Annotated in this window: 12 protein-coding genes; 10 read left to right on the forward strand and 2 right to left on the reverse strand. The window is 73.6% G+C overall.

Annotation, left to right across the window (positions count from 1 at the left end; all coding sequences use genetic code 11):
• Window positions 1-8: 8 nt before the first annotated feature.
• Window positions 9-989, reverse strand: coding sequence for a LacI family DNA-binding transcriptional regulator (locus AB3X10_RS13430; protein ID WP_369975575.1), 981 nt, complete (start codon window positions 987-989; stop codon window positions 9-11).
• A 157-nt stretch (window positions 990-1,146) separates the two neighbouring features.
• Here AB3X10_RS13430 and ptsP point away from each other — a divergent pair, with 157 nt between their 5' ends.
• The 4 genes from ptsP (at window position 1,147) to AB3X10_RS13450 (ending at window position 7,769) form a co-directional block, all read left to right on the forward strand.
• Window positions 1,147-3,666, forward strand: a complete 2,520-nt coding sequence (ptsP, locus tag AB3X10_RS13435; RefSeq protein WP_369975576.1) for a phosphoenolpyruvate--protein phosphotransferase — start codon at window positions 1,147-1,149, stop codon at window positions 3,664-3,666.
• Window positions 3,663-4,616: a 1-phosphofructokinase family hexose kinase gene (locus AB3X10_RS13440; RefSeq protein WP_369975577.1), complete on the forward strand. Its 954-nt coding sequence runs from the start codon at window positions 3,663-3,665 to the stop codon at window positions 4,614-4,616. The genes ptsP and AB3X10_RS13440 overlap by 4 nt, the downstream gene beginning before the upstream one ends.
• Window positions 4,617-4,683: 67 nt before the next feature.
• Window positions 4,684-6,411, forward strand: a complete 1,728-nt coding sequence (locus tag AB3X10_RS13445; RefSeq protein ID WP_369975578.1) for a PTS fructose transporter subunit IIC — start codon at window positions 4,684-4,686, stop codon at window positions 6,409-6,411.
• A 92-nt stretch (window positions 6,412-6,503) separates the two neighbouring features.
• The gene (locus AB3X10_RS13450; protein WP_369975580.1) at window positions 6,504-7,769 is read left to right on the forward strand and encodes a carbohydrate porin; all 1,266 of its coding nucleotides are present in this window, start codon (window positions 6,504-6,506) and stop codon (window positions 7,767-7,769) included.
• A gap of 644 nt (window positions 7,770-8,413) precedes the next feature.
• Here the strand turns inward: AB3X10_RS13450 and AB3X10_RS13455 are convergent.
• Complete coding sequence (locus AB3X10_RS13455; protein WP_369975581.1) at window positions 8,414-9,082, reverse strand: hypothetical protein; 669 nt, start codon at window positions 9,080-9,082, stop codon at window positions 8,414-8,416.
• Window positions 9,083-9,366: 284 nt separating this feature from the next.
• On the opposite strand from AB3X10_RS13455, the gene AB3X10_RS13460 reads away from it, so the two are divergent.
• Genes AB3X10_RS13460 through AB3X10_RS13485 form a run of 6 tightly spaced genes read left to right on the forward strand, consistent with a single transcriptional unit; the run spans window position 9,367 to window position 15,721 of the window.
• Window positions 9,367-10,074: a response regulator gene (locus AB3X10_RS13460; protein ID WP_369975582.1), complete on the forward strand. Its 708-nt coding sequence runs from the start codon at window positions 9,367-9,369 to the stop codon at window positions 10,072-10,074.
• 8 nt (window positions 10,075-10,082) lie between these two features.
• The gene (locus tag AB3X10_RS13465) at window positions 10,083-11,495 is read left to right on the forward strand and encodes a sensor histidine kinase (protein WP_369975583.1); all 1,413 of its coding nucleotides are present in this window, start codon (window positions 10,083-10,085) and stop codon (window positions 11,493-11,495) included.
• On the forward strand, window positions 11,492-12,928 hold the full coding sequence (locus AB3X10_RS13470) for a TolC family protein (RefSeq protein ID WP_369975584.1): 1,437 nt from the start codon (window positions 11,492-11,494) through the stop codon (window positions 12,926-12,928). Before AB3X10_RS13465 ends, AB3X10_RS13470 begins: the two co-directional genes overlap by 4 nt.
• Window positions 12,928-14,061 carry an ABC transporter permease gene (locus AB3X10_RS13475; protein ID WP_369975585.1) on the forward strand — a complete coding sequence of 378 codons (1,134 nt, stop codon included), beginning with the start codon at window positions 12,928-12,930 and terminating at the stop codon, window positions 14,059-14,061. Before AB3X10_RS13470 ends, AB3X10_RS13475 begins: the two co-directional genes overlap by 1 nt.
• The gene (locus AB3X10_RS13480; RefSeq protein WP_369975586.1) at window positions 14,058-14,825 is read left to right on the forward strand and encodes an ABC transporter ATP-binding protein; all 768 of its coding nucleotides are present in this window, start codon (window positions 14,058-14,060) and stop codon (window positions 14,823-14,825) included. The genes AB3X10_RS13475 and AB3X10_RS13480 overlap by 4 nt, the downstream gene beginning before the upstream one ends.
• Entirely contained in the window at window positions 14,822-15,721 is a 900-nt protein-coding gene (locus tag AB3X10_RS13485) for an HlyD family efflux transporter periplasmic adaptor subunit (RefSeq protein ID WP_369975587.1), read from the forward strand. The genes AB3X10_RS13480 and AB3X10_RS13485 overlap by 4 nt, the downstream gene beginning before the upstream one ends.
• Window positions 15,722-15,738: the final 17 nt, after the last annotated feature.

The following is a 15,738-nucleotide window of genomic DNA, read 5'->3' on the forward strand; positions in this document are numbered from 1 at the left end:
GCCAGCGCTCAGCGCAGGCTCGACCCGCGCACGATGCAGCGGCCGCTCAGCACCACCTTGCGCATCGGCAGGGTCGGCGCATTCAGCCGTTCCAGCAGCAGCGACATCGCGGTGCGGCCCATGTCTTCGACCGGCTGCTCGATCACGGTGATGCCGGGCTCGACCAGCTCGGTCCAGCTCTCGTTGTCGAAGCCGGCCAGGGCCAGGTCCTGCGGAATGCGCAGGCCGGCGCCGCGCGCGGCCTTCAGCGCGCCCATCAGCAGCAGGCTGTTGCTGGCCACCAGCGCCTCGGGGCGATCGGGCTGCGCCAGCCAGGCCTGCACCTCGTCGGTGGCCGCCTCCGCGCTCGGCGCCACCTCGCGGTAGCTCGGCGCCAGGCCATGCGCCTGCATCGCCGCCAGATAGCCGTCGCGGCGCTCGGCGGCGGTGCTGCTGGTCTTGCCGAACAGCCCGCCGATGCGGCGGAAGCCGCGCTCGGCCAAGTGCTCGATCAGGCTCGCCATCGCCGCGGCGTTGTCCAGCACCACGCTGTCGTGCACGCCGGCCTTGCCGGCGCGGTCGATCAGCACCACCGGGTAGTCGAAGCTCAGCTTGGGCAGCTGGTTCTGGGTGGTGCGGGTCGGCGCGAAGATCAGGCCGCTGACCCGTTCCTCCTGCATCAGTTGCAGGTACAGCGCCTCGCGCTGCGGATCCTCGTCGGTATTGCACAGGATCACGCGCATGCCGGCGCGATAGGCCACGTCCTCGACCGCGCCGATCGCCGCGGTGAAGAACGGGTTGCGGATGTCGGCCACGATCAGCCCGACGATCCCCGAATGCTGCGAGCGCAGGCGCCGCGCCATCAGGTTGGGCCGGTAGCCGGTCTCGCGCACCGCCGCCTCGACCCGTGCCCGCACATCCTCGCTGACCGGGCCGTGGCCCAGCGCGCGCGACACGGTCGAGGTCGACACCCCGGCCACCCGCGCCACGTCATGGATGCTGACCGTCACTGGCAACGTTCCCGCAAAATTCCCACTGCAACCCCCTTCCAAGTGGCCGGATTCGATAGTAGCACCAGCATTTCCCGAATAAATTGTGCAGTGCACATTGACGTGGCCGTGGGAACGTTCCCACACTGCGCCCACTCGCCGTCCCAGACCCCGAAGGATGTCCCGCGTGACCCAGACGAATCCCACCGTATTGGTCGCCAGCGAACTGGTCCGCGTCAATGTCCAGGCCCGCGACAAAGCCGACGCCATCGCCCAGGCCGCGCAGCTGCTGGTCGCCGCCGGCTGCGTGCCGCCGGCCTACGAGGCCAGCATGCTGCGCCGCGAAGCCCTGGCCAACACCTTCCTCGGCCACGGCGTGGCGATCCCGCACTGCACCGGCGAGGACCGCCACCTGGTCCAGCGCGACGGCATCGCGGTGCTGCAGCTGCGCGACGGGGTGGAATGGAATCCCGGCCAGGTCACCCACCTGGTGGTCGCCATCGCCGCGCAGTCCGATACCCACATCACCCTGCTGCGGCGCCTGACCCGGCTGATCCAGGACCAGCCGCGGCTGGACGCGCTGTTCGCCAGCGACGACCCGCAGGCGATCGTCGACGCGCTGAGCCAGGATCCGGCCGCCGCCGCGAGCGGCGCTCCGGTCGCCGACCTCGGCGAGCGCTTCGACTGGACCGTCGCCTACCCCACCGGCCTGCATGCGCGTCCGGCCACGCGCTGGGTGGAAACCGCGCGCGGTTTCGCCGCCAGGATCCAGGTGCGCGCCGGCGAGCAGACCGGCGATGCCAAGAACCTGGTGTCGCTGCTGCAACTGGGCCTGCATGCCGGCGACACGGTGACCATCTCGGCCGACGGCCAGGACGCCGCCGCGGCGCTGGCGCGGCTGCGCGGCGTCATCGACGGGCTGACCGCGCAGGAGAAAGCCGACGCGCAGGCCGCCGCGCAGCGCCGCGCCGCGCCGGTCGCCGGCTGGACCCCGCCGCAGGCGCAGCCGGCCATCGTCGGCATCGGCGCCAGCCCCGGCCTGGCGATCGGCGTGGTGCACAAGCTGGCCGGCAACGACGGCCCGGTGCCGGACGCGCCGGTGCCGCTCAGCGACGGCGGTGCGCTGCTGCACGACGCCTTGCTGCGCACCCGCCAGCAACTGCAGGCGATCGAGGACGACACCCGGCGCCGGCTCGGCGCCGGCGACGCGGCGATCTTCCGCGCCCAGGCCGAACTGCTCAATGACACCGACCTGATCACCCTGGCCTGCCAGCTTATGGTCGAGGGCCACGGCGTGGCCTGGTCCTGGCAGCAGGCGGTCGAGCGCATGGCCAACAAGCTGTCGGCGCTGGGCAACGCGGTGCTGGCCGGGCGCGCCAGCGACCTGCGCGACGTCGGCCGCCGGGTGCTGACCCAGATCGACCCGAGCCTGGCCAGCGGCAGCCTGGAGCACCTGCCCGAGCGCCCCTGCATCCTGCTCGCCAGCGACCTGTCGCCGTCGGACACCGCGCACCTGGACACCAGCCGCGTGCTCGGCCTGGCCACCGCGCTGGGCGGGCCGACCTCGCATACCGCGATCCTGTCGCGCACCCTGGGCCTGCCGGCGCTGGTCGCCGGCGGCGCCGACCTGCTCGACCTGGACGACGGCGCCACCGTGATCGTCGACGGCAACAGCGGCCGCCTGTACCTGGCGCCGTCGGAGGCCGACCTGGCCTCGGCGCGCGCCTACATCGAGGACCAGCGCCAGCTGCGCGAGCGCGAGGCCGAACAGCGCAACCAGCCGGCGCAGACCCAGGACGGCCATCGCGTCGAGATCGGCGCCAACGTCAACCTGCCCGAGCAGGTGCCGCTGGCGCTGGCGCAGGGCGCCGAGAGCGTGGGCCTGATGCGCACCGAGTTCCTGTTCCTGGAGCGCGGCAGCACGCCCAGCGAGGACGAGCAGTACGCCACCTACATGGCGATGGCCAAGGCGCTGGACGGGCGTTCGCTGATCGTGCGCGCGCTGGACATCGGCGGCGACAAGCAGGTCGCGCACCTGAACCTGCCGCGCGAGGACAACCCGTTCCTGGGCGTGCGCGGCGCGCGCCTGCTGCTGCGCCGCGCCGACCTGCTGCAACCGCAGCTGCGCGCGCTGTACCGCGCGGCCAGGGACGGCGCCAAGCTGGCGATCATGTTCCCGATGATCACCTCGGCGGCGGAGATCGTCGCGCTGCGCGCCGAGTGCGAGCGCCTGCGCGCCGAGCTTGAGGCGCCGGAGGTGCCGCTGGGGATCATGATCGAAGTGCCGGCCGCGGCGATCCAGGCCGACGCGCTGGCGCGGCATGCCGACTTCTTCTCGATCGGCACCAACGACCTGACCCAGTACACCCTGGCGATCGACCGGCAGAACCCGGACCTGGCCGCCGAGGCCGACAGCCTGCACCCGGCGGTGCTGCGGCTGATCCGCACCACGGTCGAGGGCGCGGCGCGCCACGGGCGCTGGGTCGGCGTGTGCGGCGGCCTGGCCGGCGACGCGTTCGGCGCGGCGCTGCTGACCGGGCTGGGCGTGCACGAACTGTCGATGACCCCCAACGACGTGCCGGCGGTGAAGGCGCGCCTGCGCGGCAGCCGCCTGGACGCGCTGCAGGCGCTGGCGCAGCGCGCGCTGGACTGCGAGAGCGCGGCCGACGTGCGCGCGCTGGACGGAGCCGGCGCATGAGCGTGCAGGCCGTCAGCGTCAGCCTGAACCCGGCGATCGACCTGACCGTGGCGATCGACCGGCTGCAGCCCGGCCAGGTGCATCGCGCACGCGGCGCGCATGCCATCGCCGGCGGCAAGGGCATCAACGTCGCCGCCTGCCTGGCCGACGCCGGCGTGGCGACCGCCGCGCTCGGCGTGCTCGGCGCCGGCAACGCGCACCTGTTCGAGACCCTGTTCGCCGCGCGCGGCATCGACGACCGCTGCCTGCGCGTGCCCGGCGACACCCGCACCAACCTCAAACTGGTCGCCGCCGACAGCGGCGACACCACCGACATCAACCTGCCCGGCCTGCCGCTGGGCGCGGCCGAGTTGCAGGCGGTCGGCGCGCGCCTGGCCGAGCTGCTGCGCCCGGACCTGCCGGTGGTGCTGACCGGCAGCCTGCCGGCCGGCCTGGCCGCCGACAGCTGGCGCACGCTGCAGGCGCAGGCCGCCGCCGCCGGCGCGCGGGTGCTGCTGGACACCAGCGGCACGCCGCTGCGCGCCGCGCTGGCCGCGCCGCGCGCGCAGCTGCCGTTCGCGATCAAGCCCAACCGCCACGAACTGGAGGACTGGGCCGGCACCCCGCTGCGCGACACCGCCGCGGTCCTGGCGGCGGCGCGCGCGCTGCTGGCCAGCGGCATCGCCCTGGTGGCGGTGTCGCTGGGCACCGACGGCGCGCTGTTCGTGCGCGGCGAGCAGGCGCTGCTGGCGCGGCCGCCGCAGCTGGCCGGCGGCAGCAGCGTCGGCGCCGGCGATGCGATGGTCGCCGGCCTGGTCGCGGCGCTGCTGGCCGAGGCCGACCTGGCCACCTGCGCGCGCCAGGCCACCGCCTTCGCCGTGGCCACGCTGGGCAGCGGCGAGGCACGCCGGCTGCCGCGCGAACAGGTCGCCGGCATCGCCGCCGCGGTCCGCATCGAGGCGCTGCAGTGACCTCCACCCCGAACCACCCGCCGTCGCCATTCCGCGCGTCGGCCCCCTGCGTCCATCGGGAGCAAGCATGAATCCTATCTTCGTGGTGATCGTCGCCGGCGAGCGCAGCACCGAGGCCGTCCTCGCCGCCGAAGCGCTGCGCCATGCGGCCAGCGCGGGCGGCGCGGTACTGCACGCCGAGGTGCGCACGCCGCAGGGCGTGATCGCCCCATTGGACCTGGCCGCCGCCGGCAGCGCCGCGGCGCTGCTGCTGGTCGGCGACGGCGATGCCGACGCGGCGCGCTTCGCCGGCGCCGCGCCGGTGCGTGCCAGCCTGGACGCGGTACTCGACGACGCCGCCGGCGTGCTCGCACCGCTGCTGGCCGCGGCCAGCGCGGCGCAGGCGAGCGGCGCCGCCACCGCCACGACGGCGGACGGCGCCAAGCGCATCGTCGCCGTGACCTCCTGCCCCACCGGCATCGCCCACACCTTCATGGCCGCCGAAGGCCTGCAGCAGGCGGCCACGACCCTGGGTCACCAGATCCGGGTGGAAACGCAGGGTTCGGTCGGCGCGCAGGACACGCTCAGCGACGCCGAGATCGCCGAGGCCGACCTGGTGCTGATCGCCGCCGACCGCGAGGTGGACCTGTCCCGCTTCGGCGGCAAGCGCCTGTTCAAGAGCGGCACCAAGCCGGCGATCAACGACGGCCCCGGGCTGATCCGCAAGGCGCTGGCCGAGGCCGGCGTGCATGCGGCCAGCGGCAATGGCGCGACGCCGGCGAGCAGCGAGCGCGGCAAGTCGGCCGGCCCGTACAAGCACCTGATGACCGGCGTGTCGTTCATGCTGCCGTTCGTCACCGCCGGCGGCCTGCTGATCGCGCTGGCGTTCGCGCTGGGCGGCATCTACGCCTTCGACGACGCGCACAAGGGCACCCTGGCCTGGTCGCTGTTCCAGATCGGCGCCAAGGCCGGCTTCACCCTGATGGTGCCGGCGCTGGCCGGCTACATCGCCTATTCCATCGCCGACCGCCCCGGCATCGCCCCCGGCATGATCGGCGGCATGGTCGCGGCCAACCTCGGCGCCGGCTTCATCGGCGGCATCTTCGCCGGCTTCATCGCCGGCTACGGCGTGGCCGCGCTGAACCGCGCGATCAAGCTGCCGCGCACCCTGGAAGGGCTGAAGCCGGTGCTGATCCTGCCGGTGCTGGGCACCTTGCTGGTCGGCCTGACCATGCTGTACGTGGTCGGCCAGCCGGTCGCCGAAGCGCTGGCCTGGCTCACCGACTGGCTGCGCGGCATGCAGGGCAGCAGCGCGGTGCTGCTGGGCCTGCTGCTGGGCGCGATGATGGCCTTCGACATGGGCGGACCGGTCAACAAGGCCGCCTATGCGTTCTCGACCGGCCTGATCGCCAGCCAGGTGTACACGCCGATGGCCGCGGCGATGGTCGCCGGCATGACCCCGCCGCTGGGCATCGCCCTGGCCACCTGGGTGTTCCGCAACCGCTTCACCCGCGAGGAACGCGGCACCAGCGCCGCCACCGGCGTGCTCGGCCTGGCCTTCGTCACCGAGGGCGCGATCCCGTACGCGGCGCGCGACCCGCTGCGCACCATCCCGGCGCTGATGCTGGGCTCGGCGCTGGCCGGCGCGATCTCGATGGCCGCCGGCGCCGAACTGAAGGTGCCGCACGGCGGCGTGTTCGTGCTGCCGATCCCCAATGCGGTGACCCACCTGGGCATGTACCTGATCGCCCTGATCGCCGGCACCGCGCTGACCGCGCTGGCCCTGCGCGTGCTGAAGAAGCCGGTCGCCGAATAAGCAACGCGCCGGCGCGCCGCCGGGGGCGATGTCCCCTCCCCCCGTCGTCCACGGCGGCGCGCCGGCCTCCCCACACCCCAGGAGTCCCTGCCATGTCCCTTCCCCTCACCCGGCGCCTGTCGCTCACCGCCCTGGCGCTCGCCCTCGCCCCGCTGGCCCACGCCCAGGACGCCAGCGACGCGTTCAAGCTCAAGCTCGCCTACACCGGCGAAGCCGCGGTCTCGCTGGACGGCGGCAAGGAACAGGGCAGCGCCTACGCCGGCCAGCTGATGCTCGGCACCGACGTCGACCTGCAGCGGCTGATGGGCTGGAACGGCGCCACGCTGAAGGTCTATGCGATCAACCGCCACGGCACCAACCTGGCCAACAGCGACATCGGCAACAGCACCTCGGTGCAGGAAATCTACGGCGGCCAGGGCACGCGCCTGGCCAACTTCACCCTCGAGCAGAAGCTGTTCGACGACCGCCTGGAACTGGAGGCCGGACGCAGCGTGGCCAACATCCATTTCCTCGGCTCGGACCTGTGCGGCTACTTCCAGGGCAACTCGGCCTGCGGCAACCCGACCTACGTGTTCCGCACCAGCAACTTCACCTACTGGCCAGTGTCCAGCTGGGCCGCGCACGCCAAGGCCTGGGTGACCCCGACCGTGTACGTGCACGTCGGCGCCTACGAGGTCAATCCGACCCAGGCCGAGGACGGCGAGCACGGCCTGAACTGGAGCACCCGCGACCACACCGGGGTGATCGTGCCCTATGCCATCGGCTACAAGACCGAGGCGGCCAGCGTGCGCTTCCCGGCGATGTACGAACTGGGCGGCTGGCAGGACAACTCCGACTACAGCGACCCGCTCAACGACCGCAACGGCACCCCGGCGCGGCTCAGCGGGCTGGGCTACGCCACCCGCAACGGCCGCTCCGGCGCGTTCTTCCGCTTCGAGCAGCAGGTCACCCGCCCCGACGCCGACAGCGCGCGCGGCCTGGTGCTGTTCGGCTCGGTGCTCAAGGGCACCTCCGGGCAGCTGATCGAGGACCACTTCCTGGAGCTGGGCCTGGTCCAGCGCGGCACCTTCGCCAGCCGCGAGCAGGACAACATCGCCTTCGTCGTCACCCAGCAGCGCTACAGCGACGACGCGCTGGAAGACCTGCGCCTGGCGCGCGCCGCGGCCGGCGGCAGCGGCACCCCGCACAGCTCGCAATACATGATGGAACTGAGCTACGGCATCCAGGTCACCCCACAGCTGCGCATCGCGCCGAACCTGCACTACATCGTGCACCCGGACCAGTTCAACGAGCCGGCGCGCACCCGCGACCTGCCGAATGCGTTGGTGGCCGGCATGCGGGTGGATTGGGCGCTGTAGGGCTGGGATGACCAGCCATTCGGCTGTGGAAAAGCGGGGATTGGGGATTGGGGATTTGTCGCGCCTGGGCGGACGCTGGCGGCGGTAGGTATTCGCACGCCGCGGCGTTTCCGCCGCGCGCGGGCGACGGATCGCCGCGATGCCGGGGCAGGATCGAAGCGGCCGTGATGGCGGCGATCCTGTCGAACCAACAACGCAGCGGTCCACCGGATCTCGTGAGGTGAAAGGACCGTCCGTGAACGGATGCGCCGCCAGGCCGAAGGCGCGTCCATGCGCCGCCGATTGCCGCGTCGGCGCCACCGGACCGGCAGCGCCAGGCCGGTGTTCTGCGCAGAACCGGCAGGCACGCCGCAAACAACCACCCGCGCAAACGCACGACGCCCCGGCATGCCGGGGCGTCGTGCGTTCCGTCCGTGTCACTCCGCTCGCATGCACGCGCGCCGGTCCGTCGGCGCATGCGGGAACGAAAACAGGTGGCCGGCGAATCGAGTTCCGTTCGATTCCGTGCAAGCGCGCATCCCTGGCGCGGGAGCGATGACGTTGCCGACACGCACAGAATGCCTCTCCTCAGGCGCCGGCGCGATCGGCCGATACCGCGACGCACTGTCAGAATTTCCCGACATGCGCCGACCGCGGATGCGGTGTCAGTGCGCCCGATCCGCGGAAAGCTGCCGCGCGCACAGGCCTTGCGGCTGCCAGGCCTGGGTCAAGGTGGTCGCCGGCCGCTCGGCGTCATGGAGGATGAGCGCGAAGCCCTGCCGCGGCACCGTGCCGATCGCCATCAGCAGCATCGGCGGCCCCGCCTCGATCGTCAGGCTGTTGCCCGGCCCACGGCCGATCCGCACGCCCTCGGGCGTTTCCAGGCAGGTGTCGCCGTTCACCGCGAAGAAGGCCTCCGGGCCGGAATGGACATGCAAGGGCGCCGTCGTCCCCGGGGTGAAGACCGAGCGCAGGTATTCGGCCGCATAGGTCGACGCCGGCGCCACCGCGAGCGGGCCGACCGTGGACACGTGCTCGCCGCCCGTGGACTGCCACGCGGCCGGCGCCAGCGTGAACAGCCAGACCGATCCGAACGCCTCCACCACCACGCTGGAGGCGCTGGCGGCAGCCTCGGCGGATGGCTTGGACACGAAGCGATCGAGATGCCAGAACACCGGTTCAGCAGGCAACGCCGGCAGCGTCTTCCTGGCCAGCAGACAGGCCGGACCCGGCTCCTCGGCCGCGCCGCATTGACGCGTGGTCGCCTGCGCGAACGCCACCGAGGGCAACGCCGCGGCCGCAACCGCACACAGCCACAACAGCACTCCGCGCATCGCCAACCCCCTGGTCGCAAGTAGACAGGAGCTTGCGCGCTTCCGATCCCTGTTTCAACGTGCGCGCGCAAGCCAGGAACGGCGCCCTGCGCAACGGCGGGCCGGTTGCGGAAGGGACCACGGGCAGGCGCCGCTACGTCCCTCGTTCCACCCGACCCTGCGCCGGCCACGCCGCACTGCCGCGCAACCGTCACCGTCGCTACATAAACGGATCCCATCGTGATCGCCTCGCCACCGCCGATTACGACGGTTTTCCAACATCCACGTTGCAAGCATCTCGCGCCATGCGCATCCTGGTTGCCGAAGACGATACGTCCATTGCCGTTGCGTTGCGCGACTCGCTGGCCGAGTGCGGGCACGTGGTGGACCACGTCAACGACGGCGCCGCCGCCGAGCGCGCGCTCAGCGCCGAGTCCTACCACCTGCTGGTGCTCGACCTGGGCCTGCCGCGGCGCGACGGCCTGCAGGTGCTGCAGCGCGTGCGCGAGCGCCGCGACGAGGTCGCGGTGCTGGTGGTGACCGCGCGCGACGGCGTGGAGGACCGCATCCGCGCCCTCGACCAGGGCGCCGACGACTACCTGATCAAGCCGTTCGAGCTGTCCGAGTTCCTGGCCCGCACCCGCGCCCTGCTGCGCCGGCGCAGCAGCGGCGGCATCCCCGAGCTGGCCCTGGGCCAGCTGCGGATCAACCTGGCCGGGCGCCGGGTGTGGCTGCAGGACGAGCCGCTGGAACTGACCGCGCGCGAGTTCGCGCTGCTGGAGACGCTGCTGATGCGCAGCGGGCGCGTGGTCAGCCGCGGCCAGCTGACCGACGCGCTGTGCGACTGGCAGCACGAGATCACCGACAACGGCCTGGACATCTCCATGCACCGCCTGCGCCGCAAGCTGCACGGCTCCGGCGTCGGCATCCGCACCATCCGCGGCCTGGGCTACCTGCTGGAAGAATCCCGCGCCGCGGAAGCCGACGCCGCCCACGACGCGCACGCGTCGTGAGCGCGGCCGTGGCAGCCGCGACGGCGGGCGCGCTCCCCGCCCATCCCAGCCTGCGCCGGCGCCTGCTGGCGTTCCTGCTGATCCCCACCCTGCTGCTGATGCTGGTGGTCTCGGCGCTGTTCTATCTGCTGATGCTCAAGTACTCCAACCACGTCCACGACATGGACCTGAAGGAGGACACGCTGGGCCTGGCCAAGGCGGTCAACGATGCCGGCGCCAGCCTGCCGCTGCCGCTGCAGGCGCGGCGCCTGCTCGAATACAGCAGCGACGGCCGCGTGTTCTTCGAGGTGCGCAGCCGCGACCACGGCGTGATCAGCAACAGCGCGCAGCCGATCCCGGCGCACGCCGCCCCGGCCACGCTCGGCCGGGTGGCGCTGCGCGACGAACGCATGGCCGACGGCACGCCCGTGCGCGTGGCCAGCCTGATCGTGCCGTCGGCCTGGGAGGCCAACGACCGGCTGACGATCTCGGTGGCCGAGACCCTGGACGACCGCCACCGCCGCGCGCGCGAGATCCTGATGCTGATGCTGCCGACCGAACTGCTACTGACCTGCTCGCTGCTGGCGCTGGTCTGGCATGGCGTGCGCGTGGGCCTGCGCCTGCTGCAACCGGCGGTGCGCCGGCTCGACGACAGCCAGCGCGACCTCAGCCCGGTGTCCGGCCCGGACATCCCGATCGAGGTGCTGCCGCTGACCCAGGCCATCGACGGCCTGCTGGGCCGGCTCAAGCAGCTGATGGCGCTGCAGGAGCGCTTCGTCGCCGACGCCGCGCACCAGCTGCGCACGCCGCTGGCGGGGCTGAGCATGCATGTGCAGCGCGCCCAGGCCAGCACCCGCGCACAGGACACCGCGCAGGCGCTGCAGCACATCCGCCAGCTGACCGACCGCGCGATCCGCAGCTCCACCCAACTGCTGGCGCTGACCCGTGCGCAGGCGCCGCGCGAGAGCATCCGCCCGCTGCTGCCGATGGACCTGGCCGCGTGGCTGCCGCAGGCGCTGGCCGAGCGCATCCCCGACGCGCTGCAGGCCGGCGTCGACCTGGGCTACGACGACGATGACGACAGCCCGGCCTGGATCGCCGCCGATGCCTGGTCGCTGCGCGAACTGCTCGACAACCTGCTCGACAACGCCTTCAAGCATGCCACCGGCAGCATGGTCACGGTGAGCCTGCGGCGGCAGCCGCGGCACCTGCGGCTGGCGGTCGACGATGCCGGCCCCGGGGTGGACGAGGCCTTGCTGCCGCGGCTGGGCGAACGCTTCTTCCGCGCCCCGGACGCGCCCGAGGGCGGCACCGGCCTGGGCCTGGCGATCGTCGCCAGCATCGCCGCGCGCCACCACGCCGCCCTGCGCTACCAGCGCTCGGCGCTGGGCGGCCTGCGCGTGGAACTGGACCTTCCTGCCGACGCGGCGCCGCCCGCATGAGCCGGCGCCGCGCATTCCGGCTGGCCGGGCTTGCAGGGCTGAGCGCGGCGGCGCTGGCCGGCTGCGTCAGCACGCCGTTGCCCGACCTGGCGCAACCGCTGCCGCCGCAGTGGAGCGCGCTGCCGGCCGCGGCCTCGCCGCGCCCGGCCGGCAGCGCCTGGTGGCAGGACTTCCACGACCCGCAACTGGACGCGCTGGTCGCGCAGGCGCTGCGCGACGACCTCGACGTCGCCCAGGCCTTGGCCAGGCTGCGCGCCGCGCGGCGCATGGACGGCGTCGCCGACGCCACCCTGATGCCGCAGCTGCATGCGCGCACCGAGGATCCGATCGATCCCGACGCCAGCGCCTCGTTCCTGGTCGCCGGCTTCGACGCGGAGTGGGAGCTGCCGCTGTTCGGGCGCGGCGACGCCACCCGCCGCATCAGCCGCGGCGACCTGCAGACCGCGCAGGCGAACCTGGAACAGGTCCGCACCGCCACCGTCGCCGAGGTGGCGCGCAACTGGACCGAGCTGCGCCATGCGCAACAGGCCGAACAGCTGCTGCAACGCATCGCGCAGGCACGCCAGCGGCAGGCGACGCTGAGCGTGGCGCTGGTCGGGCTGCGCCTGGCGCCGCCGGCGGCGGCGGCGCAGGCGCAGGCCGCGCAAGCGCAGGCGCAGGCCGCACTGGGCGAACCGCGCAGCGCCGGCGCCGCCGCCGCGCAACGGCTGGCGGTGCTGCTGGCGCGCAGCACGCCGGACCCGGCCTGGCGCGACGCGGCGACCGCGCCGGCCGTCCCCGGCGCCACGGCGCCGGGATTGCGGATCGGCGCGATCGACGCGGTGCCCGCCGACCTGCTGCGGCGGCGCCCGGACATCGCCGCGCGCGAGGCCGAGGTGCTCGGCGCCGCCGGCGAACTGGGCATCGCCCGCGCCGACCGCTACCCCAGCATCGGCCTGGGCGGCGCGATCCACTGGTCCACCAACCTGCTCTCGCATCGCCGCACCGCCACCCCGCACGGCATCGCCTCGTTAGGGCCAGTGATCGACATCCCGCTGTTCGACTGGGGGCTGCGCCAGGCCACGGCGCAGGCCCGCGGCGAACTGCTGCAGGCGGCGACGCTGGCCTACCGCCAATGCGTGCTGGAGGCGGTGGCCGAAGTGCAGAACGCGCTGACCGCGCTGGAACAGCAGCGCCAGCGCGAACTGGCGCAGCAGCAGGCCTTGCAGGCGCTGCAGCAGGCCGCCGACGCGGCGCAGGCGCGGCGCCGGCTGGGCCTGGGCAGCGATCTGGAGGTCGCCACGCAGCAGGCCGCGCGCGACCAGGCCGCGCTGGAGCTGCTGGAGACGCAGCGCCAGCGCGACCTCGACTACATCGCGTTGCAGACCGCACTGGGCAGCGCGCAAACGCAGGCCAGTACCAGCGCCGCGGGCAGCGCAGGCGCGGCGCCCTGATGGTCGCGCTGGCCCGCCAGACCCTGCGCCACGAATGGCGGCGCTTCCTGCCGGTGGTGGTCTCGGTCGGTTTCGCCAGCCTGTTGCTGCTGCTGCAGACCGCGCTGGTGCTGGGCATCTTCGGCAGCGCCAGCGTCTACGTGTCCGGCTCCGACGCCGACCTGTGGCTGGGCTATCCCGGCACGCAGAGCGTGGACCAGGGCCGCCCGATCGATCCGGATGCGGCTACTGCGCTGTACCTGGACCCGCGCGTGCTGCAGGTCGAACCGTTCCTGTGGTTCGACGGCGACTGGCGCGGCCCCGACGCCACCGGCGCGGTGTCGATCTACGTCTCCGGCATCGACACCCGCGCCGACGGGCTGATGTTCGCGCGGCTGCTGGACCCGGCGCTGCGCGCGGCGCTGCGCGAACCGGACACGGTGGTGGTGGACCGCGCCGAGCTGGACAAGCTCGGCGTCGGCATTGGCCGCAGCGCGCGCATCAACGGCCACCGGGTGCGGGTGATCGGGGTCGGCCGCGGCCTGCGCGCGCTGGGCGGGGTCAACGTGCTGGCCTCGCTGGAGACCGCGCGCGCGCTGAACACCGACGCCGTGCACCCGGACTGGCCGACCTACATGGTCGCGCGGCTGCGGCCCGGCGCCGATGCCGACGCGGTGGCGCGCGGCCTCGCCGGCCATGCCGCGCCGGCGCGCATCGCGGCCTGGAGCGCGGCGCAGTTCGCCCGCCGCAGCATCCTGTTCTGGATGTTCGACACCGGCGCCGGCTCCGGCGTGCTGTTCCTCGGCGGCATCGTGCTGCTGGTCGGCGTGGCGATCACCAGCCAGACCCTGCTGGCCACGGTGCTGGGCGCGGCGCGCGAGTACGCCACGCTCAACGCCCTGGGCGTGAGCATGCGCGCGCTGCGCTGGGTGGTGCTGGAACAGGCGGCCTGGGTCGGCGCGCTGGGCCTGCTCGGCGCCAGCGCGCTCGGCGCGGCGCTGGTCGCGCTGGCCCGCGCGCACGACGTGCCGGTGGCCTTCGACGGCAGCGGCTGGGCGGCCTGCGTGGTCGCGGTGATGCTGCTGACCCTGCTGTCGGCGCTGGCCGCGCTGCGCGGACTGCGCCGCGCCGATCCGGCGCTGCTGCTGCGATGAACCGGGCCGCCGACCCCGCCGTGCTGCAACCCTCCGTCGCCACGCTGCACGGCAGCGGCCTGTGCAAGAGCTTCGTCTCCGGCAAGCTGCGCACCGAGGTGTTGCGCGACGTCGCGCTGCAGGTGTGGCCCGGCGAGCTGACCCTGATCTCCGGGCCGTCCGGCTGCGGCAAGAGCACGCTGCTGTCGATCCTCAGCGGCCTGCAGCGCGCCGACCGCGGCCGCGTGCAGGCGCTGGGCGAGGACCTGGGCGCGCTCGACGCGACCGCGCTGGAGCGCTTCCGCCTGCGCCACACCGGCTTCATCTTCCAGGGCTTCAACCTGTTCCCGGCGCTGAGCGCGCTGGACCAGGTGCGGCTGCCGCTGCAGTACATGGGCCTGGCCGCGGCCGAGGTGCGCGCGCGCGCCGAAGCGGCGCTGGCCGAGGTCGGCATCGCCCACCGCCAGCAGCTGCGCCCGGCCGAGCTGTCCGGCGGCGAGAAGCAGCGCGTGGCGATCGCGCGCGCGCTGGCCAAGCACCCGGCGCTGCTGTTCGCCGACGAGCCGACCAGCGCGCTGGACGCCGGCAACGGCCAGACCGTGATCGATCTGCTGCACCGCATCGCGCGGACGCACAACACCATGGTGCTGTGCGTCAGCCACGACCCGCGCCTGATCCGCCATGCCGACCGCGTGCTGTCGATGGAGGACGGCCGCATCCTCGACGACCGCCGCCTGGCGCCGCCGCCCTCGCCCCCCTCTTCGCCCCGGATGTCCGCACCATGAAAGCGTTCCCCGCCGCTGTCCTGCTGAGCCTGCTGCTGGTCGCCTGCGCGCGCCCGCCGCAGGCCGCGCCCGCGCCCAGCGCGGCGCCGGCCTACCTGGCGGTGGCGCGCGGGCGCATCGACGTGGAAGGCGGCCTGCTGCGGCTGGGCCTGCCGGTGGCCGCGACGCTGCAGCGGGTGGCGGTGCACGAAGGCGACGCGGTGCGCCGCGGCGCGCTGCTGATCGCCGCCGACGACCGCGCCGCGGCGCTGGAGCTGCAGATCGCGCAGACCCGTGCGCAGGCGGCGAGCGCGCACGTGGGCCAGCTGCAGCAGCGGCTGGCGCATGCGCAGCAGCGCCAGCGGCGGCTGGCCGAGGCGGCGCGGATCGGCGCCGGCGACGGCCAGAGCGCCGACGATGCCGGCGACGCCAGCCAGACCCTGGCCGACGCGCTGCAGGCCGCGCGCAGCGACGCCGCGCTGGCCGCCGAACAGGTGCACCAGGCGCAACTGCAGCGCGACCAGTACCGGCTGTACGCGCCGGTCGACGGCCGCGTGCTGCAGCTGGCCGCCGCGGTCGGCGCGCGCAGCGACGGCGGCGCCACGCCGCTGCTGACCCTGCTGCCGGACGCGCCGCGCCTGGTCCGCGCCGAACTCAACGAAAGCTACGCCGCGGCGATCGCGCCGGGCATGCAGGCCGAGGTGATCAGCGACGACGGCCGCCAGACCGCACTGGGCACGGCGGTGGTGCGCTGGCTGGCGCCGGCGTTCGGCCCGGCGCAGCTGCACGACGACGCCGACGGCGCCGGCAACGACCGCAGCGTGGCCTGCGTGCTGGCGTTCCGGCAGCCATCGACGCTGCGCCTGGGCCAGCGCGTGCTGGTGCGCTTCCGCAACCCGGCCACCGCGCAACGCTAACGAAAGGCTGCTGAAAC

Source organism: Xanthomonas sp. DAR 80977, from assembly GCF_041240605.1.
Lineage (GTDB): Bacteria > Pseudomonadota > Gammaproteobacteria > Xanthomonadales > Xanthomonadaceae > Xanthomonas_A > Xanthomonas_A bundabergensis.